The sequence below is a fragment of the Pseudoalteromonas sp. T1lg24 genome (assembly GCF_002964745.1).
In the GTDB taxonomy this organism is placed as follows: domain Bacteria; phylum Pseudomonadota; class Gammaproteobacteria; order Enterobacterales; family Alteromonadaceae; genus Pseudoalteromonas; species Pseudoalteromonas spongiae.
In genome coordinates this window covers 198602-222251 of record NZ_PQCB01000018.1, presented here as the reverse complement: position 1 = coordinate 222251, position 23650 = coordinate 198602, and the positions used below count along the sequence as shown (strand labels likewise).

Sequence of the window (23650 nt, the reverse complement as noted above, 5' to 3'; positions counted from 1 at the left end):
TAACATGTAGTGTTCTACATAAGAATTTTTTAACGCAGTTAATGAGGCGTTTAACTCGCTAGAATGACAAAGTAGTTAATAAAATTGGTAGGAGTCCGATGAGAAAATACCTCCTTGTATTTTCCAAGCCATGCTGCGCATGTTCAAAATTGTTCCTGACAATTTTGTCCGCCTCCATTGTTGGGCACCACTTATTCTAAAACTCAGGCCTTTAGGTCGGTTTTTTTATGTCTGAAATTTAGTGTTTTGCGAAATCTCATTATACCAATTGCATTAATTGATAGGTCACTTATTGCGACAGAGAAACGGTTCATAAACAAGGCGAAAAATTTAACATGTAGTTGTTCTACATAAGAATTTTTTAACGCAGTTAATGAGGCGTTTAACTCGCTAGAATGACAAAGTAGTTAATAAAATTGGTATGAGTTCGATGAGAAAATACTTCCCTGTTTTTTCCGAGCCATGCTGCGCATGTTAAAAATTGCTCCTGACAATTTTGTCCGCCTCAATTGCTGAGCAGCACTTATTTTAAGTTCCTTTATTTATTTTTTCTTTTAATTTATGTCTTTGTAAGTGGCTGTTTTAAATTGACTTTAAGCTATTTTATCTATTGGCGACTAGTTCAATCGTCCATTTACTTGTCACGTACTCGATTAAGTTTTGACTGTTAGTCATAATGATCTTATTGGCAGGTGTTTCTGTATTAGCAATGAATGTAAGTCTATGTAAAGTTTATTGAGACACTTCTTAGACAATTATTAAACTATGATATTGAAGATATTTATTCTCTAGTGAGAAGACACCATGGGCAACAGGTTGAAGCCGCTTTTCAAAGTAAATCTCGCTGTAGGTTTACTGATAACATTAGCTGGCTGTAATACAACAAATAAAATAACGTCAGATTATCGGACTAACATAAATACCCCCGAAGCATGGCAGGCGCAAAGCCAATACTTGGCTGTGAAAGGTAATTGGTTGAACGAATTGCAAAATACGCAAGCGTTCGAGTTGGTTGAAAAAGCACTTGCGAATAACCGCAGTTTGCAGCAAAAGGCATTAGATATTGCCGTTTCGAAACAACAACTCATCGTGACTGGTAGTGATTTATGGCCAACTCTTGATTTATCGCTTGCAAGTAATCGCCGCTATAATCCAACTACAGATAGCTACTCCAATGGTAATGGGCTAGACCTAAATTTATCTTATGAATTAGATGTTTGGGGAAAGCTATCGGCAAAAGAGCGAAATGCTAATTTAAATGTGATGGCATTAGAAGCCGATTACTTATCGCAAAAACAAGCATTAGTTGCCGCTGTCGTTAAAGCTTGGTTTGCCGTAATTGAGGCGAATAACCAAGTTGCACTTCTAAACGAACGACTTGTGCTTGCACAACAAAATTTAGAGATCATAGAGTCGGGATACCGCCAAGGACTCAATGACGCGCTAGATGTGTACTTAACACGCAACGAACTTAACAACGAAAAATCTCGCTTAGTTGCGCAGCAAAATACGCAAGTAGAGCGCATTAGGGATTTAGAGTTGCTGCTAGGTGACTACCCATCGGGTTTACTTTCGGTGACTGCTGAGCTTCCGTTATTAACATCAGATATTCCACTTGGTATGCCGTCAGAGTTAATCACTCGAAAGCCATCGCTTATTGCAAGTTGGTATAACTTGCTGGCAAAAGATGCGGCGCTTGCCTATGCCCATAAACAGCGTTTCCCTAGTTTAAAATTGACCGGCAGCATTGGGCCAGATAGCAGTGATATCAGTGATTTACTGGCTGGTGGTAATGTTGCGTGGTCGTTGGCGGGGTCACTTACTGCGCCATTATTTAATGCAGGCCGCTTACAAGCCAACGAAGAAAAAGCATTGCTTGAACTTAATAAACAAGAACTTAGCTATTTAGATACTCTCTATTTAGCATTCCAAAGTGTTGAAAATGGCATTTCAGCCGAGCGTAATTTGCAGCAAAGGTACGAATCAACTTTACTCGCTGCTAATAACGCTAAGCTCGCTGAAACCTTATCATTTGAACAGTATTTGAAAGGTTTGGTGAGTTATACCACGGTACTTGATGCGCAGAAGCGTTCTTTTGACGCACAAAGTAGCTTAATAACGATAAAAAATTTACTGATAGCAAACCGTGTTGACTTACATGTTGCACTCGGTGGCGATTTTAACGTCGCAGAATTAAAGGAAAACGCTAATGCCAATTAATAAAACACGATTCCCACGTTTTGTAATGCCAGTTTTAATTTTGATTGTGGCGGGCATTATCGTCAGTGTTATTTTTAAAAATCCACCCACAGCAAAGCGTTTTGGTGGCGCTAAGCAAGCGCAACTTATTGTTGATGCAAAGACTATTGAACCGCGTTCTTACCGAGTACAGGTAGCAAGCTATGGAATTGTAAAACCGCGCACGCAAAGCATTTTAGTGGCACAAGTGTCAGGCGAAATCAGCTTTATCAGCGATAGCTTGCGCGATGGTGGTTTTTTTGAAAAGGGTCAAATGTTACTCAGCATTGATGAGCGCGACTATCTTGCTGAAGTAAAAATTGCAGAGGCCAGTTTATTATCGGCAAAGCAAGCGTTAGTTGAAGAGCAGGCGAGAGGAAAACAAGCGCTGGCTGATTGGCAGCGTTTAGGAAGTGGCGATGCTCCCAGTGATTTAGTGTTACGTAAACCGCAATTAGCCGCTCAGCAGGCTAACGTATTGTCGGCGCAAGCAAAACTTGAAAAAGCACAGCTTGTACTTGAGCGCACAAAAATTGTCGCGCCGTTTTCTGGGCGTGTACTTAAAAAGCATGTTGATATTGGTCAGGTGGTGTCAAACAATGCCCAACTTGCCGAGATTTTCGCCACCGATAAAGTCGAAATTCGATTACCGATTAATAATAAAGATTTAGCCTTTATAAATTTGCCAGAAGTGTATCAAAGTGGTGAAAAAACAAATCAAAATAGCCTTGTTACGTTTAATTCTGATCTAATTGGCGAGCAAATATGGCAAGGCACCTTAGTGAGAACGGAAGGGGCAATTAATGATGCATCACAACAACTTTATGTGGTTGCTCAAATTGAAGACCCGTACTCAACGCCGGTATCGGGACAAAATCCAGTGAAAATTGGCCAATATGTTAGCGCTACTATTACAGGTCGTGAAATTTCAAACGCCTTGGTCATTCCAAATAACGCGATTTATCAAGGTAGCTACGTTTATGTGTTGGATAAAGAAAATCAATTACTAAGAAAAGATATTGCTCTTGCTTGGCAGGGCGAAAGTGAGAGTTTGGTCGCGACCGGTTTAATGGCGAATGAGCGCTTGGTAGTAACACCGCTTGGTCAAGTAAGTAGTGGCACACGTGTTGCCGTTATTGGCGAAATGCCAGCAAAAAAACGCGACTCAGAGCAACGCGTAACTAAGTTAAAAGAAATTGCAAAACAGCGCGGAATTACCGTAGAGCAATTAAAAGCTGAACGTAAAGCCATGCGTGAACAGGAGAAAGCACTATGATCGCCTGGTTTACACGCAATCATGTTGCCGCAAACTTGTTGATGATCAGCATTTTAATCGGTGGCCTGTTTTCGCTAACAACACAATTACCGCTTGAAGTGTTCCCGTCGTTTGAAACCGACCGTATTAGCGTCAGCATGTCATTGCGCGGGGCAACACCGGAAGATGTAGAGCAAGGTATCACTATTCGCATAGAAGAAGCGGTGCAGGATTTAGAGGGCATTAAAGAAATCCGCAGTCGCTCCTCTGAAGGTTCGGCGTCAGTCACAATCGAAGTCGACACTGGTTACGACCCTCGCGATATGCTGGCCGACATAAAAAGTCGCGTAGATGCAATAAATACCTTTCCAAGTGATGCCGAAAAACCCGTAGTATCACTTGCCCAGCGAAAACGCGATGTGATTAACGTGACTGTTTCAGGCAATTATTCAGAGAAAGAAACCCGTGAATTTGCTGAACAGGTTCGCGATGATTTATTGCGTATTCCGGGCGTAACTCAGCTTGAGCTTGACGGTGTTCGTAACTATGAAATTGCGGTCGAAATAAGCCAAGATAAACTGCGTCAATATCAATTAAGCATTGCAGATATTAGCAATGCGATTGATCGTTCAAGTGCTGATATTTCGGCGGGTAATTTACGCTCAAGTGGCGGTGATATTTTACTGCGCTCGAAAGGCCAAGCGTACTACAAAGATGAATTTGCAAGTATTATTGTAAAGAGCTTGCCAGATGGCTCACTGATCCGTTTATCTGATGTGGCCAATATTCAAGACGGCTTTGAAGAATCACCCGTTCGCACGCGTTTTAATGGTAAACAAGCTGCGTTTATTGAGGTGTATCGCATTGGCGACCAAAGTGCGATTGATGTGGCTGATAAAGTAAAAGAGTATATTCAAAGTCAGCAAGGCAAATTACCAGCAGGGTACGAGCTAAGTTACTGGGATGATGACTCTGTTATCGTCAAAAATCGTATTTCAACATTAACCTCAAATGCATTACAAGGCGGCATTTTAGTGCTTGCTTTATTGACCTTATTCTTACGTCCCGCGATTGCGTTTTGGGTGTTCATTGGTATTCCTGTGTCATTTATGGGCGCATTTCTAGCCATGCCACTTTTTGGCATCACACTCAATATTATGAGTCTGTTTGGCTTTATATTGGTACTTGGTATTGTTGTTGATGATGCCATTGTTACCGGAGAAAACGTTTATACTCACTTAAATGGCTCTGAGTCAGGAGAGGAAGCGGCCATAAAAGGCACACAAGAAGTTGCAACGCCTGTAACGTTTGGCATCTTAACCACAGTAGCGGCGTTTTTACCGCTCGCATTTATTGATGGCGCTCGTGGCGCATTATTTGCGCAAATTCCGGTTGTTGTTATCCCAGTTCTACTTATGTCGTTGGTGGAATCTAAATTTGTATTACCGGCTCACCTTAAGTACTTAAAGTTGCGTAAGGAAAAAGGGCAGGTAAGCAAATTTAGTCAGTTTCAACAGAACTTTGCAGATGGCTTTGAACGCAAAATTTTTAAATACTACCGTCCTCTTCTAAATAAAGCAGTGAGTAATAAAGGCATCACATTATCTTTATTTGTGGCGATATTTTTTATTATTTTGTCATTGATTATGAGCGGCTGGACTAAATTTATTTTCTTTCCGCGAATTCCGAGTGAAACCGTGCGTGCAAACCTCACCTTACCAACCGGTACGCCTTTTAACGTGACGGCAAAATACATTGACTTAATGGCTGATAAAGCAGAGGTATTGCGAGAAAAGTATCGCGATCCCGATACCGGTGAGAGTGTCATTATAAATGTACTTGCTACCACAGGCGGGCGCGGTGGCGCAACAAACACCGGTGGCGTGCGTTTTGAAATAACGCCACCAGAATCTCGCGCCCTTGATATTGGCTCGCGCGAATTGGTATCCGAGTGGCGCGGTCTAATAGGACAAATTCCAGGAGCCGAAACGCTAACATTTAGAGCCGAAATTGGTCGTTCAAGCGATCCAATAGATGTGCAACTAACGGGTATGTCTCTGACTACTTTGCAGGAAGTGGCCGACCAAGTTAAAAAGCATTTGGCAACGTACCCTACCGTTTTCGACATTGCTGATAGCTTAAGTGATGGTAAGCAAGAGTTACAATTAGAGCTTACCGCGCAGGGGAAGGCGCTGGGTTTAACCCGTACGGATGTAACACGTCATGTACGAAATGCATTTTTTGGTGTTCAGGTGCAGCGTATTCAACGTGGTAGAGACGATGTACGCGTAATGGTGCGTTTACCACTCAGTGAGCGCAGTTCACTTACTACATTAAATGCGTTGCTGATTGATACGCCAAGCGGTGGTCAAGTACCGTTAAATCATGTAGCAACATTAACGCCGGGTAAAAGCCCATCGAGCATTTATCGTATTGACCGTTTCCGTACGGTAAATATCACCGCGGATATTGAAAAAGCCAATACGAATATGACCGTATTGCAGGCAGAGTTAAAAGACTTTTTAGATGGCTTAGTCGCAAAGTATCCTGGTGTGCGTCATTCACTGGAAGGTGAAGCAAAAGAGCAGCGCGAGTCGTTTAGCTCCCTCGGATGGGCGCTGATTTTCGTATTTTTTGTCATTTATGCGCTATTAGCGATACCTTTTAAATCGTATATTCAACCGCTTATTGTTATGAGTGTAATTCCTTTTGGCATGATTGGTGCGGTACTAGGTCATTGGATAATGGCAATGGAACTAACCATTATGAGTTTACTCGGTATGCTTGCGTTAATTGGCGTAGTAGTTAACGACTCCTTGGTATTGGTTGATTATATTAATAAACGACGAAATGATGGCCATGATCTTATGGAAGCCGTGTTAACTGCAGGTGTATCGCGCTTTAGACCAGTAATGCTTACAAGTATTACCACGTTCTGTGGCTTAATGCCGTTATTGTTTGAACAGCAAACTCAAGCGCAGTTTTTAATTCCAATGGCCGTATCACTTGGCTTCGGAATAATTTTTGCCACGTTAATTACGCTAATTCTGGTGCCAGTAAATTACTTAATTGTTGAGAAGTTAAAGACGGGATATGCAAAACTAACCGAGACAAATCAGCAAACAGCTTAAGTAGCGAGTTACTCTAGTGCCCTAAATATAGCGTACTGAGTGTACTTAAATTTATTGCATTCGAATGGTTATATTTGAGAACTTTGCGCATATTTGGTTGGTACTAAATCTGTTGATGTTCCTAAGGCAATAGGTTCGCTAATCAAAAACGTCATTTATAAAAAGGAGCTTCGGCTCCTTTTTTATTCTTTTTATAAAAATTTTTCGTGATTATATTTAGTCACATGCCTTTTTCTATCTTACTGATAAATAAGTATTAAAAGTACTGTTGCAGTCAAATCAATAAACGTCTTATTAATATTTTGTATACAAAAGTGTAAAAAAGTATTAATTTATGTAGAAAGTATACAATATATTTTATATAAAGTGTTGCGTGTTACAAACTCTCACATCAGTAACACGTACGTAAATTATTTTTATAAATGGCGAGTAAAATAATGAAAACAAATAAATGGGGTTCTCAAACGGGCTTTAAAAAGGCATTACTACCTTTCACGATTTCTTCACTTCTTCTTGGTGCACCAGCACTTATGGCTGCCGAAGAAGATGCAGCAGCAGAACAAGTAGAACGTATTGCAATTACTGGTTCGCGTATTAAACGCGTTGATATGGAAGGGGCGTCACCGGTTATTTCAATTACTGCGGCTGATATGGAATTATCGGGCTTTTCAACAGTAAGTGACGTTTTACGTAACTCAACACTAAACAGTTTTGGCTCATTTGGTGGCGCATCAAACAATGGGTGGAGCTCGCAAGCGCAAGTTGCACTGCGTGGTGCCGATCCTCGTCAAACTTTGGTTTTAATCGATGGCGTTAGACTGACTAAATCACCAGTTACGGGTGGCTCTGCAAACTTAAATATGATCCCAACTGCGGCAATTCAGCGCATTGATATTTTAACTGATGGTGCGTCGGCGGTGTACGGTTCAGATGCCGTAGCGGGTGTAATCAACGTAATTTTAAAACGTGATTATGAGGGTGCTGAGTTTTCAGCAAAACTTGAAACGCCAGATACAATCGATAGCGGCGATTCGCAGCGTTATACGTTTACAGCTGGTGGTTCGTCAGATAAAACATCGTTTGTATTTGCTTGGGAGCACTATAAAGAAGAACAAGTTCTATACGCTGACTTACCTTATGCGAAAGCGCAACTTAAAGAAGAAGGGTTAGATCCACGTTATCTTGATAACTGGCATGGTATTAGTCCAACAGGTCGCGCATTAGAGCAATGGAGCAATGGTTGGGTAACGCAATCACTAAACCAAGAAAATAACTGTGATGTATATAACGGTCAAGGCTCTGGCACATTTATCGGTCCATTAACGCGTTTATCTGATGAAAGCTACTCAATTTGTGGTTACGACTGGACGCAAGCGGCGCAAGTTTTACCAGAAACGCGTCGTGACTCTGTAATGGCTAACTTCACTTATTCATTAACTGAAGATACAAGCATGTTTGTTCGCGGTATGTGGATGAACCAAAATACAGTCGATGTTTCGGCCGGCGACCCTGCATGGTTCCCAGTAGATGACGCATTGCCAGCACGCACAATTACCACATCTGATGGAACAACACTTAACTTAACGCCGGTGGAAGCGGGCGGTTGGTTCGGCTACCGTATGAATTCAGCGGGCGACCGTACTGCAGATCACAATGACAACTCGCTTGATTTAGCAGTTGGTTTTGACGGTAACTTTGGTGATGTTTACTGGGACCTAAGCGCTAACTATGCACGTTACGATGCATTTACATGGGGCACAAATTACACAAGTACGCCACAGCTTTCAGGTTCAGTAGGTGGTTTTGATGACGACGGTGTATGGCAAGGTTGGGATCCGCGTGACCCTGAATCTCGTCCACCAGCATCAGTATCAGCAAACTTTGATAAGTTCCGCCGTGCAACACAAACAGCCGTTCGCGGTGGTTTACAATTTGATATCGTAGAATTACCGGCAGGTGCATTGTCAACTTATGTTGGTGCATCACATACTCGTGAAACTTACTACAGCAAAATCGATGGTCAGGCTGAAGCGGGTAACGTAAGTGGTGGTAACGGCGGTAGCGGTGGTGTTGGTTCACGTACTGTTTCTGCAGCATTTACTGAGGTGGCTATTCCTGTTATTGAAGGCATGGAAGTGAAACTAGCCGCTCGTTATGATGATTACAGCGACTTTGGTGGCACATTTAATCCACAAGCAAATATTAGCTACCGTCCAATCGATAGTCTATTACTTCGCGCTTCAATAGGTAGTGGTTTCCAAGCACCATTATTAACCGATTTATACAGCGATGTAGTGCGCGGTTATGCTGAAAACGAAGTAGATTTTATTGGCTGTTATCAAGATGGCATTAGTATTGGCGATTGTGAATATCGTACATCTTACTGGGCAAGTTCAGGTGGTAACCCAGACTTAGAGCCAGAAGAATCAGATAACACGAACTTGGGTGTAGTTTGGCAGTTCTCAGACGGTTGGTCACTTTCAGCCGATTACTGGACGCTTGATGTAGAAGGCCGTGTAGATACGATTGACCACGAATTACTGCAAATTATGCAAATTCAAATTTGGGAAACTGAAGGTCAAAACGTACCAATTTCAGCGCGTTTACCGGGTGTTGATATTCTTTACCGTGGTGACAATGTTTCTGAAATTATTAGCCCATTAGCAAACGCTGGTTTACGTGAAAGTGCCGGTCTTGATATGACACTGACAGGTAAGTTTGACTTTGAAGCTGCAGGTGAACTTGATTTTGACCTAAATTGGTCGCACATGGTGGCGTACAAAACCAGCTTTATTAATGAAGAAGGTGGTGTAGAGCTTGGTGAAGATGAACTTGGTGATGTTTACCGTCCACAAGATCGAATCAACGCTAACATTACTTGGTCACTTGGCGATCACGCTGTAAACCTATACTCATACTACATTTCTGCACAAGAAAATGCGTATGTTGATGATAACGGTGAAAAGCAAGTTACCAATGAGTTGGATTCGTTTACTGGTCACAACTTAACGTACACCTATAACGCGCCGTGGGATGCAACTGTGTCAATTGCTGCGTTAAATGTACTTGATGAAGATACGCCACGCGAAACCAGTTCACCGCGTGAACCTGTGTTATCGCTTTATGATGTACGTGGTCGCGTATTTACGTTGAACTACACACAGCGTTTCTAACATCAACCTAATTATTAACTCTCTTAATTTCCCTGGAGTTAGTTAGCGAAAGCCCAGTTATAATAACTGGGCTTTTTTTTGTTGCTGTTGTAAAAGGGTGGAGTGGTTAGTTATGTGGCCATGTTTGTGTGCCATCAACAGGTAATTCAGTTTGATTTAAACTCGAGCAATAACCTGTGCCTTCACTTGTGTAAAATACTTCTGCTAGTTCGTTAAAACCATTCGATTTTACCTGTGTTTGCGCTTTATCTGATACGGTGAATCCGTACATGGTAAACCACTTGGTTAAATCAAGCTGCGTAATGTGGCTCAATGAAATATACAGCCAATCGTTGCGCGCAATACTGGCAACTTCCGCTCGGGTGTAATTGGCAAAGCCCAAGCCTACTTTTTTACTTTCCCACGCGCTATCTGAATCATCAGCTCGATAAAATTCTCGCTCCCAAATATGCAGACGTGGGTAAACAAACCAGCCGTTATTTAGGGTATTTTGTGCTTGTGCGGCCATCATAAGCTGCATGTAAATAGCATGATGTTCAGACCAGCTTTTCGTTAAGTTAGCTTGCATATAAGCGACAGGATCGGCATCAAGTTTACTTTGCTGCAACGTATTAAATAGCTCTTTAAACGGTAGGCTTTGGCAGCTAGCAGACTCACCTGTTTCATCTTCGTAAACTGATTTACTAAAGTACGAATAAAAGTTTGTATTGGAGTGACCGCCATAGCCTTCAAAGCGCATGCTACCGCGTTCTATGCCATGGCCAAGTTCGTGTAAGTCACCATGACCCGTTGGGCTAAAGTTCCAACCTGCATCATATGGGTTGCCACTACAACCCCAGCCACAAGTGGGTTGGTCGGCATTCATATGCTTAACAATATCAATGGTATCAACATCTAAACCACGAGCTGTTACAAAGTCGTGTATTTCTGGTTCAACATCAATGCCAGGACCTTTAAAGCCTGCAAGTACATGCACTAAGTTATGAGTATAGCGAGATGTTGCATTGGCAAAGTCAGATGCCACAGGCCAAATGCTACCAGCTAGCGATGCTTCTAATTTAGTCAGTTTTGAATGCACTTCAAAGCCGGGAGTTGCAATTTCAGCCCAGTCATAATCGCCGCTTGCCATACGCTCTGCAAAAATGGCGTCGTCAGCTTTATTGCGCCAGTGCGGGTGACGACCAATGTGGGTAAAGCTGAAGCTCACATCCACATCTTTTTTATTAAATGCGATTTGAATTGGCCCACCATAACTTGAAGTAAGGGTAACTGATTCGTTGGGTTTTACTTCAATTTTTTGCGTTTGCAGTAGATAAGGTCGGTTGTATTTATTTTCATTAAATATATGCGTTGCGCCGGTACGCAGCGTATTAATAAATACATGGGTTGAAACATCTTGGGTGTCGGTGCGTGTCACGGTAAAGCTTTGCCCAGGAATAGCGTACACCCCAGCAGAGCGAAAGTATGGTTTTGCCGTTAGCGTAACTGAAGCATGCTCTGGGGTAATGTGACTGAAATCAGAGCGACTAAAGTTACCCATATCTGGCTGAATAGGGTTGATATCTCGTACATTGTAAACCGCGTAATCGGCATACAAAGATTTAAAAAATGAGGTAGTGTCCGTCGCGATTTTATCCATCGGGAAACTAACCGTTTGACGATAATAATCAGCCAGCAAAATCAGCAGTTTATTTAAACGATAGTCAGCACTTGTAAAAATATTACGTTTTTCACTATCAAACCTGTTAAACATTGCTTTGACGGCATCGGCACCGGCAAAAAATTCGCTCTGAGTATTTGATTCTGTAGGGCAGCTGCGCGTTTCACAATTTGATAAATCGACATTAAAGTTACCCGCTTTAAAATTATTTAGCAGGGTATTTATTGCCACCATATCGCTTGGCAAGGTATTAAATACTGTACTTGGATTAAAGTCGTCCAAGTAAAGCTTCCACCAATAGTTATCATTTTGATGGTTAATATTTAGCAGTTGTAATAATTTACGGCCATGATCGCCTATACCACCATCATACTGGATGTATATTACAGGGATATCTTGTTCAAGTGCCGAGCTAACCGCATCTAAAACGGCTTGTTTGTCATCACCATCACGCACCATGCGAGAAATGATAATTACATCGGGCTTAGCAGCAATACACTGAGCCAGTTTATTGCCATCGCAATCACCTGCTTGGTTGTAAGAAACATTACTGTAGTTATTATCAAGCCACGCGCGCGTTAAACTGCGGTCTCTAAACCAGTAGCTTTCGTCAAGCTGAGTTAGCACCACATTAAATTGGTTTTTAGTGGTTGTGGATGTTTGTGTAAGCCAATCAAATGCATTGGTCATAAAGGTTAGCATTTGGTCGTTTACCGTGTTTCTAAATGGGTTGCCACCATATGCTAGGTATCTGCCTGTGTTTTCAGTTTTACTGCCGGCAATTGCGATAGGCAATATTCTATCTGGCCCGCCAGATTGATTTGAGTTGGTGGTGTAAAGCACAGTATCGTTAAACGGGTATTGGCCTTGTAAAATCGCTGCGTCATGCGTTGGGTCCCAATCAATCGCGGTTAGCACGCCACCTTGTGCATTTTGTTTAAACAATTGTGATTTAATCGAGTTAAAACGCGCCTTATGTGACGATAACTCGTTAATCGCAGCATTTAAGATGGTATCACTTTCCTTAACAACCAAAGCATTACCGGTTTCAATGGCAATTGTCAGCCAGCTCTTTTCAACTTCTAAAGTGAGTGATTGAGTATTACTTTCTTTACCGTCAGATAAGCTAAACGTTAACTGCTGTGAGCCAACATTGTCATCATTCGCACTGCCCGTAAGCGTCTTAGTATTTTGATTAAACGAAAGCCATGTTGGTAAATTAACCGGGGTAATAGTGATTGTATCGTTATCATCGTCTTTAACGTTTAGCGCTAGGCTAAATGGTTCATCCGCTCGTGTTTTAGCTGTTGTTGTGAGCAGTACAGGCAGATTGTTAATTGCTTCAACGGTTATCTCAATAGTGAGTGTTGCTTCGGCCTTACCGTCAGATACGCTAATTGCAATATTAGAGTACGTTGCCACGTTATCCTTAGTTGGCGTACCAAATAGGCGACCCGTTTTATTATCAAAACTTAGCCAATTTGGTAAGTTTTTCACGCTAAAGTTAAGACTATCCCCATCGCTATCTTTCGTGGTTGGAATAAATTCGTAAGCAGTGTTTACTACTGCATTATTAGGTGTACCTGAAATTTCAGGTGGGTTATTGGTAATTGGCGCAGCATCCACGGTAATGCTCACGGTCATACTCGCAGTATCTTTGCCGTCATTAACGGTAATTACAATATTGCTATAGGTACCAACGCTTTGTTCATGCGGCGTTCCGTATATCTCACCCGTTATAGTATTAAAGGCAGCCCAGCTTGGCAGATTACTTACACTAAAGCGTAAAGAGTCACCGTCAGCATCACTTGCGGTTGGAATAAAAGAGTAAGCTGAGTTAGCTTGTGCATTCAAAGGTGTGCCTGAGATAACGGGTGGGTTATTGGTGATTGGCGCAGCATCCACGGTAATGCTCACGGTAATACTTGCAGTGTCTTTGCCATCATTAACGGTAATTACAATATTGTTATAGGTACCAACACTTTGATCATGCGGCGTTCCGTAAATTTCACCTGTTATAGTATTAAAGGCAGCCCAGCTTGGCAGATTACTTACACTAAAGCGTAAAGTGTCACCATCAGCATCACTTGCGGTTGGAATAAACGAGTAAGGATAATTAGCTTGTGCAGTAGTTGGTATACCGGATATCACTGGTGGGTTATTGGTAGGTTCGGCAGCTAATACAGTAATCGAAAAGGTTAGTTTGCTTTGTAGCTTGCCGTCACTAACAGTTAGGTTGATGTTATTGTGTTGTCCAACATTGTCGCCTGATGGGGTGCCACTAAAAGTGGTGTTTGACTCATCAAACGAAAGCCATGTTGGAAGGTTATTAACCTCAAATGAGAGTGTATCGTTTTCTTTATCGGTAACAGAAAGCACAAATGTATATGCTTTGTTTTCATATGCGTTTGGCGGCGTACCTGAAATTTCAGGCGCTGTATTAGGAACGCTGTTATCTGATACTGTGATATCAAACATACCACTCACGCTGTATTCACCGTCAGAAATTGTGATTTTTATATCTTTATAGACACCTAAGTCACTTGTTTCGGGTGTACCTGTTATTTCGCCGGTAACATTGTCAAAGCTGAGCCAACTCGGTGCATTGTTTATTGCCATGGCGAGCGTATCATTTTGCGCATCGCTGATAATAGGCGTATAAGAAAACGCGCTATCAACAATTGCTGTTTGGTCACTGACTTTGATGCTTGGTGGCGTATTCACGCCTGTATTGCTTTGTACTTTAATATCAAAATTAAAAGCGACTTGGTTAACACCATCATTCACATTGAGTACTACATTTCGATGAGTGCCAACATCCTGCACACTAGGCGTGCCGCTTAATCTAGCTGTTTGCAGGTCAAATTCAGCCCAGGTTGGTGCATTTTCAATTGTAAAGGTAAGAACGTCGTTTTCTTTATCGTAAATGGTAGGCGTGAAACTAAATGCTTTACCAGCATAAGCACTTGGGATCTGACCCGACACAACAGGCGCTGTATTGGTTTCCTGTGAGTCAATGACTTGAACGCTGTATGTATAAGTTGATGAGCTCTTGCCATCCGATGCAATCAATTCGAATGTAGTACTTCCTAAATCCGTCACGGCTGGTGTGCCTGTGAGTATGTTGTTTGAAAGCGTCAACCAACTGGGCAAATTGTTGGCACTTATTGAAACAAGGTCGTTGTCTTTATCTGTAACAGTTGGTTTAAACTCGAACATTTTGCCAACAAAGGCATTGTCTGGCTCGCCAGTTAATGTAGGAGGAGTGTTGAGTACTATTTGCGTATTCTCTTCGCTGCTATCGCCACCACCACAGCCCGATAACGTAAGAGATGCAACAGCAAGAAAGATTGCACTGATGTTTTTCATTGTTATTGTTGTTAATTTTGCATTTAAGTTGAGTTTTAACTCTAACATTTGTGCAATAACAGAGGTATAACCAAAAAGTTGGTTTTTTAAGCTATGAATCAAAAAGTTAGCTTAAGGTAGAAAGGGAAATCATAAAGCAAGGAAGGTGTTCCCAAAAGTGCGGTATCAGGTGTCAGCCCTTGAACCCTAAGGCTCAAGGCGGAGCGCAGTTAGTTACCGTAGGCTTCTCGGTACATGCCGAGCTTGCGCAATAGCAATCTGAACTGAGTTCCTAAGAAAAGTTTATCGGCTCAGGGACGTAACCTTTCTCCAACACTCGAGGGAACACCTTTATTATAAGAAATATTGCCGAGATAACTAGTGCTAATCTAAGATTGTTTGATCAAGTGCAGCAAAAGTATTCAAATTGTGTGTGTTTTCAACACTGTTGTCTAAAACAATGGCGTGAATAGGGCGTCAGTGTTAGCATTATCATTGAACTACAGCAACTCAAATAGCGCGTTATGTCACAAGATTATCAAGCAACTCAAGTTACTCTCGAACAAAATGAACTGTTTATTATGCCAAGCGAAGTACACGGCGTTATTACCGGCTTACTTGCTTGCGGCATTGATATTGAAGATAAAGAATACCTAACAATTTTAAGCGATGTGTTTAATGACGGCATTGCATTTTCTGGCGATCTGAAAAAGTTATTAGTGGGCTTTTATAGCCAAATTCGCAGCACGCTAGACAATCGAGAACTGCAATTTGAGTTGTACTTGCCAGACGAAGATGAATCGCTACATGACAGAGCAAACGCTTTAGTATCATGGGTGTCAGGTTTTCTACTGGGTTTTGGCTTAAAACAAAAAGACTACGGCAAGTTATCCGCAGAGGTAAAAGAAGTTATTCACGACTTTACCGAGATTAACCAAATGGATACAACCTTTGATGAAAGCGAAGAAGATAAACAAGCGTTTCACGAAGTAGTTGAATATGTGCGTATTTCGGTGCATTTATGTTTTGCTGAACTCGGTAAAATTGAACAGCAAAACGCCGCGGTTAACACCACCATTCACTAAGCAGTAGGAAGTAATATGACACACCCACTTTCAATTTCAGTTGAAGAAGTAAATGCGCGTCGCAGTAAATTACTTGATGCAATGGCAGATAACTCAGTTGCGATTATTCCTGCCGCTGTTGAAATAACCCGTAGTCGTGATACTGAATTTGCGTTTCGCCAAGACAGTGATTTTTTCTATTTAACGCAATTTCCAGAGCCTGACGCAGTGCTCGTACTGGTAAAAGGCGAAACGGCAGAGTCGCACTTATTTTGTCGCGAGAAAGATAAATTAGCAGAGATTTGGTGTGGCCGTCGTATCGGTGCTGAAAAAGCAAAACAAGACTACGGTTTTGATAATGCATTCACATTAGCAGAACTTGACGACAGCTTGATTGATTTAGTGTCTGGTAAACAAACACTTTATTACGCACAAGGAACTTACAAAGAATTCGATGACAAAGTATGGTCGCTGTTAAGCACATTACGCGGTGCGCCAAAGCGTGGCTGGAAAGCACCAACGGTGATTAGTGATATTCGCAGCACTTTGCATGAAATGCGTCTGTTTAAATCAGATGCTGAGCTTGCAATTATGGCTAAAGCAGGTGAAATCAGTGCACAAGGCCATATCCGAGCGATGCAATTTGCTAAAGCGGGTGCCACTGAATACCAATTAGAAGCTGAACTTCATCACCATTATGCAATGAATGGTGCGCGCCACCCAGCGTATGGCACTATTGTTGGCGGCGGCGATAACGCTAATATTTTACACTACACCGAAAACAGCGATGTACTCAATGATGGCGATTTAGTGCTGATTGATTCTGGTTGTGAGCTAAATGGCTATGCAGCAGATATTACCCGTACCTTCCCAGTAAATGGCAAGTTTAGCGACGCGCAGCGTGAAGTATATGACTTAGTCTTAAAAGCGCAGCTAGCGGCACTTGAAATGGTAAAACCAGGCAATACGCTAAAACAAACCGCTGATGTTGTGGTGCGTATTTTAACGCAAGGATTAGTTGATTTAGGTATTTTAAACGGCGATATCGACAGCCTGATTGCAAACGAAAAATACAAAGATTACTACATGCATGGCTTAGGACATTGGTTAGGGTTAGATGTACACGATGTTGGTGAATATAAATTAGACGATCAAGACCGCCCATTTGCGCTAGGCATGGTACTGACGATTGAACCGGGGTTATATATTGCTAACGATAGCGACGCGCCAGAGAAGTACCGCGGTATTGGTATTCGCATTGAAGATGATGTGGTCGTTACAGAGCAAGGTCATCAAAATCTTACTGCAAGTGTGCCAAAAGCGATTGACGAAATTGAAGCAATAATGGCTCAGTAATTTCAGGTATAAAGCTATGTTCGACATTGTAATTGTAGGCGGTGGTTTAACTGGTGCGTGCGCAGCCCTTAGCTTAAAGTTGCGCAACCCAAAGTTAACTATCGCCGTAATAGAAGCGTTTGTTTCAACTGATGAAAGTCAACCAAGCTTTGACGACCGCAGTATTGCATTGGCAAGTGAATCATTTAAATATTTATCGGCACTTAATTTGTTAGATGCCAATAATGACTTTACTGCTGCAATAAACGATGTATTAGTATCTGATCGCGGCCATTTTGGTAAAACCCAAATATCGAGCGCAGAATATCAAGTACCAGCGCTTGGTTATGTGGTTGAGGTAAGACCATGGGGCCAACAATTACATAAAAAGATGGCATCACAAGGTATAGAATTGTACTGCCCAGATAAGGTGAGTAATTACCAACAGCATGTGAGCAGAGTTAACCTCACGCTTGAATCAGGCGCTGAGATCAGCACCAAATTGATGCTGGTGGCAGATGGCGCGCATTCTAAAACTTTGGCGCCATTGCACATTCATACCGAAACCCTCGATTATGACCAAGTGGCACTGATCGCCAATATTGAGGTGGCAGACGGTCACCACAATAAAGCATTTGAACGTTTTACAGAAACAGGCCCAATGGCACTATTACCAATGACGAAAAATCGTTTTTCATTGGTGTGGTGTGTTAAACCTGAACAGCAAGAGACCTTATTAGCACTGCCAGACGACGAATTTATAGCACAATTACAGACATCATTTGGCTATCGAGCGGGACTTTTCACCAAAGTGGGTATGCGTGCAGCGTATCCTCTTAAAGTGGGTAAGCCGGAGCGTTTAATGCATCATCGCGTTGCGATTTTAGGCAATGCTGCTCACCTTGTTCATCCTATTGCAGGTCAAGGCTTTAACCTTGGTTTGCGCGATGTGATATTACTTGAAAAGCTTGTGACTGACGCGCTTGCAGCGAAACAAGATATTGGCGATGTAAGTCTGCTTAATCGATACCAAGTTGAGCGAAATCAAGATGTTGACACTGTGTTGTGGTTAACTGATGCTCTCGTTAGAGGATTTTCTAATGATAACCGTGCGTTTGCATTAACGCGCAGTCTTGTTTTAACCGCTATGGCCAAGTGTAAACGTGTAAAAGCGCCACTAGCAAAACAACTGATGGGGAATGTAGGTTAGTGAAACAGGTTCAAGCAATTGTTGTTGGTGGTGGCTGCATTGGGTTAAGCGCAGCGCTAGGCTTAGCTAATCTTGGCAAAAAGGTGTTATTGATTGATGCAGGCAAGCCAGCTCAGGTAGATAGCGACGAATTTGGTTTACGAGTCAGCGCGATTAGTAAAGCAAGCCAAGCACTTTTTGAAAAGCTTGGGATCTGGCAGGGCATTCAAGCACAGCGCTTAGCTGCTTACACAAATATGGATGTACGCGATAAAGATTCAATTGGTCGCATTCACTTTGCTAGTAACGAACTCGATTTATCTGAGCTTGGTCATATTGTCGAAAACGAAGTGATCCGTCAGGCGCTGATTACTCAATGTGAAAAAAACGACAATTTAGAAATTTTGTTCGAAACACCGTATAGCAGCATTCATCAAACCGATGAGCAAGTATTGGTTACCCTTGCTTCTGGTGAGCCGGTTATGGCAGAGCTGTTAATTGCGTGCGATGGCGCAAATTCAGCAATTCGCAGCCAATTTAAAATGCCAATTACGTTTTGGGATTATGACCATCACGCAATAGTGGCAACCGTTAAAAGCCAAGTTCCACACGCAAATACAGCGCGCCAAGTGTTTTTACCTACAGGCCCGCTCGCATTCTTGCCATTACCTGAGCAAAATACCCACTCAATTGTGTGGTCTACTTCGCCGGAACATGCCAAACAACTATTGGCAATGGAAGAGGGCGAATTTAATAAAGCACTTACTGCTGCATTTGATAGTGAACTAGGTTTATGTCGTGTAAATAGCCAACGACTGAGTTTCCCACTTAAAATGCGCTATGCAAGAAAGTGGGTCGAAAATCGCGTGATGTTAATGGGGGATGCGGCGCATACCATTCACCCGCTAGCTGGCCTTGGCATGAATTTGGGCTTAAAAGATGTAGCAAAATTACTACAGTTAGTTGCAGATGAACAAAGTAGTGTATTTGCCAGTGGCAAACTATTGCGTCAATACGAAATGGCACGAAAAGCCGATGCACAAACGCATATTGCAATGATGCAGGGGTTAAAAGAGCTGTTTGAGGGCAGCAACCCAGTTAAAAAGCTGATCCGTGGCATTGGTTTAAATGTGGTTGATGCCGCTAAACCAATAAAGCACTTGTTTGCTGAAAAAGCACTGCAATAACGTCTCCTAGTTTGGCGCATAATGCGCCAAATCTTTGCACTTATGTCTATCTCTCAAACAGCCATCGGACCTCTCGATACATACAACAACGCGTTAGCCAAGGGTTTTAAACATGATGCGGCGCAAGCGGTTGCTGTCGCTGCGCTGCAAGATTGTTATTTAGCTTTGGAAAATAAGCGAAAAGCCGTAACAGGCGTTTATTTATATGGCCCTGTTGGCCGTGGTAAAACCTGGTTGATGGACAGCTTTTTCAACGCGTTAACCGTGCCTGCAAAGCGTCAGCATTTTCATCACTTTATGCGCTGGGTACATCAACGCTTATTTCAATTAACAGGTCGTGAAAACCCGCTTAATGTGCTTGCAAGTGAACTGGCAAGTGAAGTTGATGTACTGTGTTTTGATGAGTTTTTTGTTAGCGATATTGGCGATGCAATTTTATTAAGTGGTTTGGTACAGGCGTTTTTTGACCAAGGTTTAGTGCTGGTGGCCACCTCTAATCAGCACCCTAATGCGCTTTACGAAAATGGTTTTAATCGTGAAAGGCTGCTTCCTGCCATTAATGCGTTAAAACAACATATGCAAGTGTTAAGTGTCGATGGTGGACAAGATCATCGCTTACACCCAGGTGAACAATTTTGTCGCTATTGGGTCAATCAAGCAATCGCATTAGAAACGAGTTTTACCAATACGTTTTTAGCACTGGACCAGCAGCAAATGATAACCACACCGTTTGAGTTAGGTCATCTACAAATTCCAATACATAAGCGCAGCGAGCAATTGCTTTTGTGTGATTACAGTGCGTTATGCGAGCAACCATTAGCTGCGGTCGATTTTATTGCTTTATGTGATTCGTTTAAGGCCATATTTTTAGACAAGGTACCGCAACTTTCATGTCAGTCGGTTACTAAGCAAATAGCGCGGGGCACGGAAGATGGTGCGGTGCGCGTTGCTGCTGGCGATCGTGAATTGCCAATGCTGTCGCGAAAAGACGATGGCGTGCGCCGCTTTATCGCGTTAGTTGATGAGTGCTATGACCGTTCAATTCCACTTTACATTAATGCCGATGTGCCTTTAGATGAACTATATACGCAAGGTATTTTGGCGTTTGCATTTAGGCGTACACTAAGTCGTTTGAATGAAATGCAGCTTGCGCGTTTTCAGTACAAACCTTAAACAAAATACTGTGTAAACAAAGTATTATTGAAAATTCAGTGTTTTACATGAGCAAGATCAAGCAATTTTAAAAAGCTTATCTATACTGTGTAACGGAACCAATAATAAAAAAGGAAACACAATGAGCCTAGCGACAGAACAAATCACCGATTTAGAATTACTTTTAAAATTCCCTACAGCGAGTGCGATGCAAGGTCTTAAAATTCATCATGATGCGCCAGAAAGTATGCAGGCCTCGGCAAAACGTTTATTTGATCGTGGCATTATTGATCAAGTAGATGGTGGCTATCTAACCGAGTTAGGCCATGAACTACAACAACACGCGTTACATTTAACCAACGCACTAAAATAATACCGCGCAAAATAAACAGTCCAAAACCTGTCTAGATTGGTGTAATCTAGACAGGCTACGTTAAATAAGGACTGTTATGTTTAATCTTAAATTTCCCCTTTTATCTGTTTGTTTATTGAGTAGTTTTGCGTCTTATAGTGCAATTTATAAGTGCGAAATTGATGGTGTACTAACGTTTAGCGATACCCCATGCAGTGATAAATACGAGAAAATCGAAGTCAGTCCACAAGTAATCAAAAAGCGCCCGCAGTCGGGAGCGAAGCAAAATACCGATTCAACCGATAACTACGTTAAATCTCGTCAGTTAAAGCGCGAGATAGATAAAGTGAAAGCGCGTATTAAAAAGCTACAAAAAGACATGGATGCCGAGATAAGCGAGGTTAAAAACATGACAGTGCGTACTGCAAATAACCTTTATGGTGCCACTCGTTCAGAAGCGTTAGCACTTGAAATGAATGCCATTACAGAACGTTACAAATCGTCTATTGAGTTAGAGCAAGGTAATTTGGAACGTTTGCAAAAAGAGCTAAATAAGCTTAATAGCAGTAGTCAAAGCAGCGGTATTAGCGGTAACTCACACGAGCAAGAATTAAATCGCATTGGCAGTTATGTTGAACAGCGCGCGGTAGAGCGAAAAATAGCAAATAATAATGCGCAAATAAAGCGTTTACAGCGTGAAATGAATGACGAATTAGCAGCCTTAAAAAATCAATCTGGGCAAGCCAAAAGCAATATTGCTGGCGCCAAACTGCAGCAATCGCTGGCACAAGAAATGGCCGCAATTAACAAGCAATATCAAGTAAAAATCGATGCGTTGGCAAAAGATAATACACTGCTACGAGCACAAAAAAATAAAGCGCCAAAATCATCCTCGCAGAATTTTAACGGTGATGGAGAACAATAAATACCGTTATGCTACCTTTTGACAATCTTGAATTAATTCTTACCTAGCTAAGCAATTGATTTTGAATGGCTATTTGTTTTTTCAAATCCTTTCTTTTTGGCATGTTATAAGATGTGATAACCAAATATAGCTACGTAAACTAGCCTTTTTGATGGTTGATAACTGTTCAATCAAACATTGCTTAACCTGAATTCAGGTTGCTTAGCCAATTCATTAAAGAGGAACTTAACATGGCTGATTCAAGTTTATATTTGGTAAAACTGCAATTTAAACCCGAAGCACTAGGTGCCGGATCTATGGTGTTACAGCTAGCCGTTAATCCAAGCACAGGTACAATTAACGGTGCAGCAGAAGGACATATTTTAGAAGGCACGCAGCATTCGCCAAGCTTTACAGGAAGTGGTTCAGGGCATTTGCATGCAACAGGCTTAGGCACAAGTACAAAAGTGGCGGCATTGACCGGTAATGCTGTTGTGTCATTCCCACCACCTGCGATTGGCAGTTATCAAACTAATTTCACCGCATCGCTTTCTGTTGATAATAACTGGAGCGGTACAGGCAGTTTCTCTGTCGGTGATAATACCTATGCATGTCAGGTATCTATGATTGATTAATAGGGCTTGAAAACCCTATAAAAAATAAACACGCCCCCTAAAAAAAAGCCTGTGAAAACACAGGCTTTTTGTTGGGTGCCAAAATATAAACGAGGTTAATTGCCAAGCTTATGTTTATACGTCCACAAATGCAGCATTTCGAGCGCAATGGTGGCGCCTGCAAGTGCGGTAATTTCGCTGTTATCGTAAGCGGGAGCCACTTCTACCACATCCATTCCTACAATATTCAGCCCTTTTAATTCGCGAAGAATATTGAGCGCTTTGTCGGTGGTTAAGCCACCACATACTGGTGTGCCCGTACCTGGTGCAAATGCTGGGTCAAGTGCGTCAATATCAAAGGTTAAATACACAGGTAACTCACCCACTGAATGTTTAATCATCTCGGCAATCGTGTGTGCCGATAGTGCATTACTTTCAGCGCCATCAATCACTTTAAAGCCATGCTCAGCTTGGGTGTAATTGGTGCGAATACCCACTTGCACCGAGCTATTTTTGTCGATGAGTCCCTCGTTTGGCGCATGGTAAAACATAGTGCCATGATCATACTGACTGCCATTAGCATAGGTATCTGTGTGCGCATCAAAATGCACTAACGCCATTTTGCCAAAACGTTTTGCATGGGCGCGTAAAAGCGGCAAAGTAACAAAGTGATCGCCACCAAAACTTAAAAGGCTTTTACCTTGTTCTAAAAGTTGTGTGGCTGCATCTTCTACTTGTTGTGTAAAACCTTCGCTATCGCCCGGTGCAAACACCAAGTCGCCTGCATCAATTACAGTACAATGGTCGTTTAGTGTAAATGGCCAAGGGTAACGGGTTTCTTCCCATGCAAGATTTACAGATGCGCGGCGCATTGCATCTGGGCCCATGCGAGCACCAGAGCGACCAGAAGTTGCCATATCAAATGGCAAGCCCAGTATAACCACATCAGCATCACTTGATGTTGGGTCGTTAACTAATGGCTGGCGCATAAAAGTTGCGCCGTTGCCAAATAGCATGCCGTTGTGTTTTTCAAAAACCTTAACCATAG

General features: G+C 42.1%; 14 protein-coding genes and 1 other RNA gene. 12 read left to right on the top strand and 3 right to left on the bottom strand.

Annotated elements, in window-relative coordinates; all coding sequences use genetic code 11:
- Positions 1-804 precede the first annotated feature (804 nt).
- From C2M30_RS11910 to C2M30_RS11895, 4 genes are all read left to right on the top strand, one after another.
- Positions 805-2220 carry an efflux transporter outer membrane subunit gene (locus tag C2M30_RS11910; RefSeq protein WP_105171763.1) on the top strand — a complete coding sequence of 472 codons (1416 nt, stop codon included), beginning with the start codon at positions 805-807 and terminating at the stop codon, positions 2218-2220.
- The gene (locus tag C2M30_RS11905) at positions 2210-3514 is read left to right on the top strand and encodes an efflux RND transporter periplasmic adaptor subunit (protein WP_105171762.1); all 1305 of its coding nucleotides are present in this window, start codon (positions 2210-2212) and stop codon (positions 3512-3514) included. The genes C2M30_RS11910 and C2M30_RS11905 overlap by 11 nt, the downstream gene beginning before the upstream one ends.
- Positions 3511-6624, top strand: coding sequence for an efflux RND transporter permease subunit (locus tag C2M30_RS11900; protein WP_105171761.1), 3114 nt, complete (start codon positions 3511-3513; stop codon positions 6622-6624). The genes C2M30_RS11905 and C2M30_RS11900 overlap by 4 nt, the downstream gene beginning before the upstream one ends.
- 437 nt (positions 6625-7061) lie before the next feature.
- Complete coding sequence (locus tag C2M30_RS11895) at positions 7062-9797, top strand: TonB-dependent receptor plug domain-containing protein (protein WP_010559628.1); 2736 nt, start codon at positions 7062-7064, stop codon at positions 9795-9797.
- A gap of 106 nt (positions 9798-9903) precedes the next feature.
- Here the strand turns inward: C2M30_RS11895 and C2M30_RS11890 are convergent, their stop codons facing one another.
- Positions 9904-14826 carry an ImpA family metalloprotease gene (locus tag C2M30_RS11890; RefSeq protein ID WP_158683390.1) on the bottom strand — a complete coding sequence of 1641 codons (4923 nt, stop codon included), beginning with the start codon at positions 14824-14826 and terminating at the stop codon, positions 9904-9906.
- Positions 14827-14970: 144 nt separating this feature from the next.
- Positions 14971-15153: non-coding RNA, 6S RNA (gene ssrS, locus C2M30_RS11885), on the bottom strand.
- A 176-nt stretch (positions 15154-15329) separates the two neighbouring features.
- Between ssrS and C2M30_RS11880 the strand changes: the two genes are divergently transcribed.
- The 8 genes from C2M30_RS11880 (at position 15330) to C2M30_RS11845 (ending at position 22623) form a co-directional block, all read left to right on the top strand.
- Positions 15330-15890, top strand: coding sequence for a UPF0149 family protein (locus C2M30_RS11880; protein WP_010559630.1), 561 nt, complete (start codon positions 15330-15332; stop codon positions 15888-15890).
- Positions 15891-15905: 15 nt separating this feature from the next.
- Complete coding sequence (gene pepP, locus C2M30_RS11875; protein WP_105171759.1) at positions 15906-17225, top strand: Xaa-Pro aminopeptidase; 1320 nt, start codon at positions 15906-15908, stop codon at positions 17223-17225.
- Positions 17226-17241: 16 nt separating this feature from the next.
- A complete protein-coding gene (gene ubiH, locus C2M30_RS11870) occupies positions 17242-18414 on the top strand; it encodes a 2-octaprenyl-6-methoxyphenyl hydroxylase (protein WP_105171758.1) in 1173 nt (390 codons plus the stop codon).
- Entirely contained in the window at positions 18414-19580 is a 1167-nt protein-coding gene (locus C2M30_RS11865) for an FAD-dependent oxidoreductase (protein WP_105171757.1), read from the top strand. Before ubiH ends, C2M30_RS11865 begins: the two co-directional genes overlap by 1 nt.
- Before the next feature lie 21 nt (positions 19581-19601).
- Positions 19602-20753, top strand: a complete 1152-nt coding sequence (gene zapE / locus C2M30_RS11860; RefSeq protein ID WP_105171756.1) for a cell division protein ZapE — start codon at positions 19602-19604, stop codon at positions 20751-20753.
- Positions 20754-20874: 121 nt separating this feature from the next.
- Positions 20875-21105 (top strand): TIGR02647 family protein, encoded by a 231-nt coding sequence (locus C2M30_RS11855; RefSeq protein WP_054980885.1) that lies wholly within the window; start codon positions 20875-20877, stop codon positions 21103-21105.
- Positions 21106-21181: 76 nt separating this feature from the next.
- Entirely contained in the window at positions 21182-22009 is an 828-nt protein-coding gene (locus tag C2M30_RS11850; protein WP_105171755.1) for a DUF4124 domain-containing protein, read from the top strand.
- Between the two features lie 230 nt (positions 22010-22239).
- Positions 22240-22623, top strand: a complete 384-nt coding sequence (locus C2M30_RS11845; protein WP_100913786.1) for a DUF1842 domain-containing protein — start codon at positions 22240-22242, stop codon at positions 22621-22623.
- A gap of 95 nt (positions 22624-22718) precedes the next feature.
- Here the strand turns inward: C2M30_RS11845 and speB are convergent, their stop codons facing one another.
- The gene (speB, locus tag C2M30_RS11840) at positions 22719-23648 is read right to left on the bottom strand and encodes an agmatinase (RefSeq protein WP_105171754.1); all 930 of its coding nucleotides are present in this window, start codon (positions 23646-23648) and stop codon (positions 22719-22721) included.
- Positions 23649-23650 lie beyond the last annotated feature (2 nt).

What these genes read in the sequence shown, in the direction of transcription:
- C2M30_RS11910 (WP_105171763.1), top strand. Translation starts at nt 805, where the DNA reads ATGGGCAACAGGTTGAAGCCGCTTTTCAAAGTAAATCTCGCTGTAGGT.
- C2M30_RS11905 (WP_105171762.1), top strand. Translation starts at nt 2,210, where the DNA reads ATGCCAATTAATAAAACACGATTCCCACGTTTTGTAATGCCAGTTTTA.
- C2M30_RS11900 (WP_105171761.1), top strand. Translation starts at nt 3,511, where the DNA reads ATGATCGCCTGGTTTACACGCAATCATGTTGCCGCAAACTTGTTGATG.
- C2M30_RS11895 (WP_010559628.1), top strand. Translation starts at nt 7,062, where the DNA reads ATGAAAACAAATAAATGGGGTTCTCAAACGGGCTTTAAAAAGGCATTA.
- C2M30_RS11890 (WP_158683390.1), bottom strand. Translation starts at nt 14,826, where the DNA reads ATGAAAAACATCAGTGCAATCTTTCTTGCTGTTGCATCTCTTACGTTA.
- C2M30_RS11880 (WP_010559630.1), top strand. Translation starts at nt 15,330, where the DNA reads ATGTCACAAGATTATCAAGCAACTCAAGTTACTCTCGAACAAAATGAA.
- pepP (WP_105171759.1), top strand. Translation starts at nt 15,906, where the DNA reads ATGACACACCCACTTTCAATTTCAGTTGAAGAAGTAAATGCGCGTCGC.
- ubiH (WP_105171758.1), top strand. Translation starts at nt 17,242, where the DNA reads ATGTTCGACATTGTAATTGTAGGCGGTGGTTTAACTGGTGCGTGCGCA.
- zapE (WP_105171756.1), top strand. Translation starts at nt 19,602, where the DNA reads ATGCGCCAAATCTTTGCACTTATGTCTATCTCTCAAACAGCCATCGGA.
- C2M30_RS11855 (WP_054980885.1), top strand. Translation starts at nt 20,875, where the DNA reads ATGAGCCTAGCGACAGAACAAATCACCGATTTAGAATTACTTTTAAAA.
- C2M30_RS11850 (WP_105171755.1), top strand. Translation starts at nt 21,182, where the DNA reads ATGTTTAATCTTAAATTTCCCCTTTTATCTGTTTGTTTATTGAGTAGT.
- C2M30_RS11845 (WP_100913786.1), top strand. Translation starts at nt 22,240, where the DNA reads ATGGCTGATTCAAGTTTATATTTGGTAAAACTGCAATTTAAACCCGAA.
- speB (WP_105171754.1), bottom strand. Translation starts at nt 23,648, where the DNA reads ATGGTTAAGGTTTTTGAAAAACACAACGGCATGCTATTTGGCAACGGC.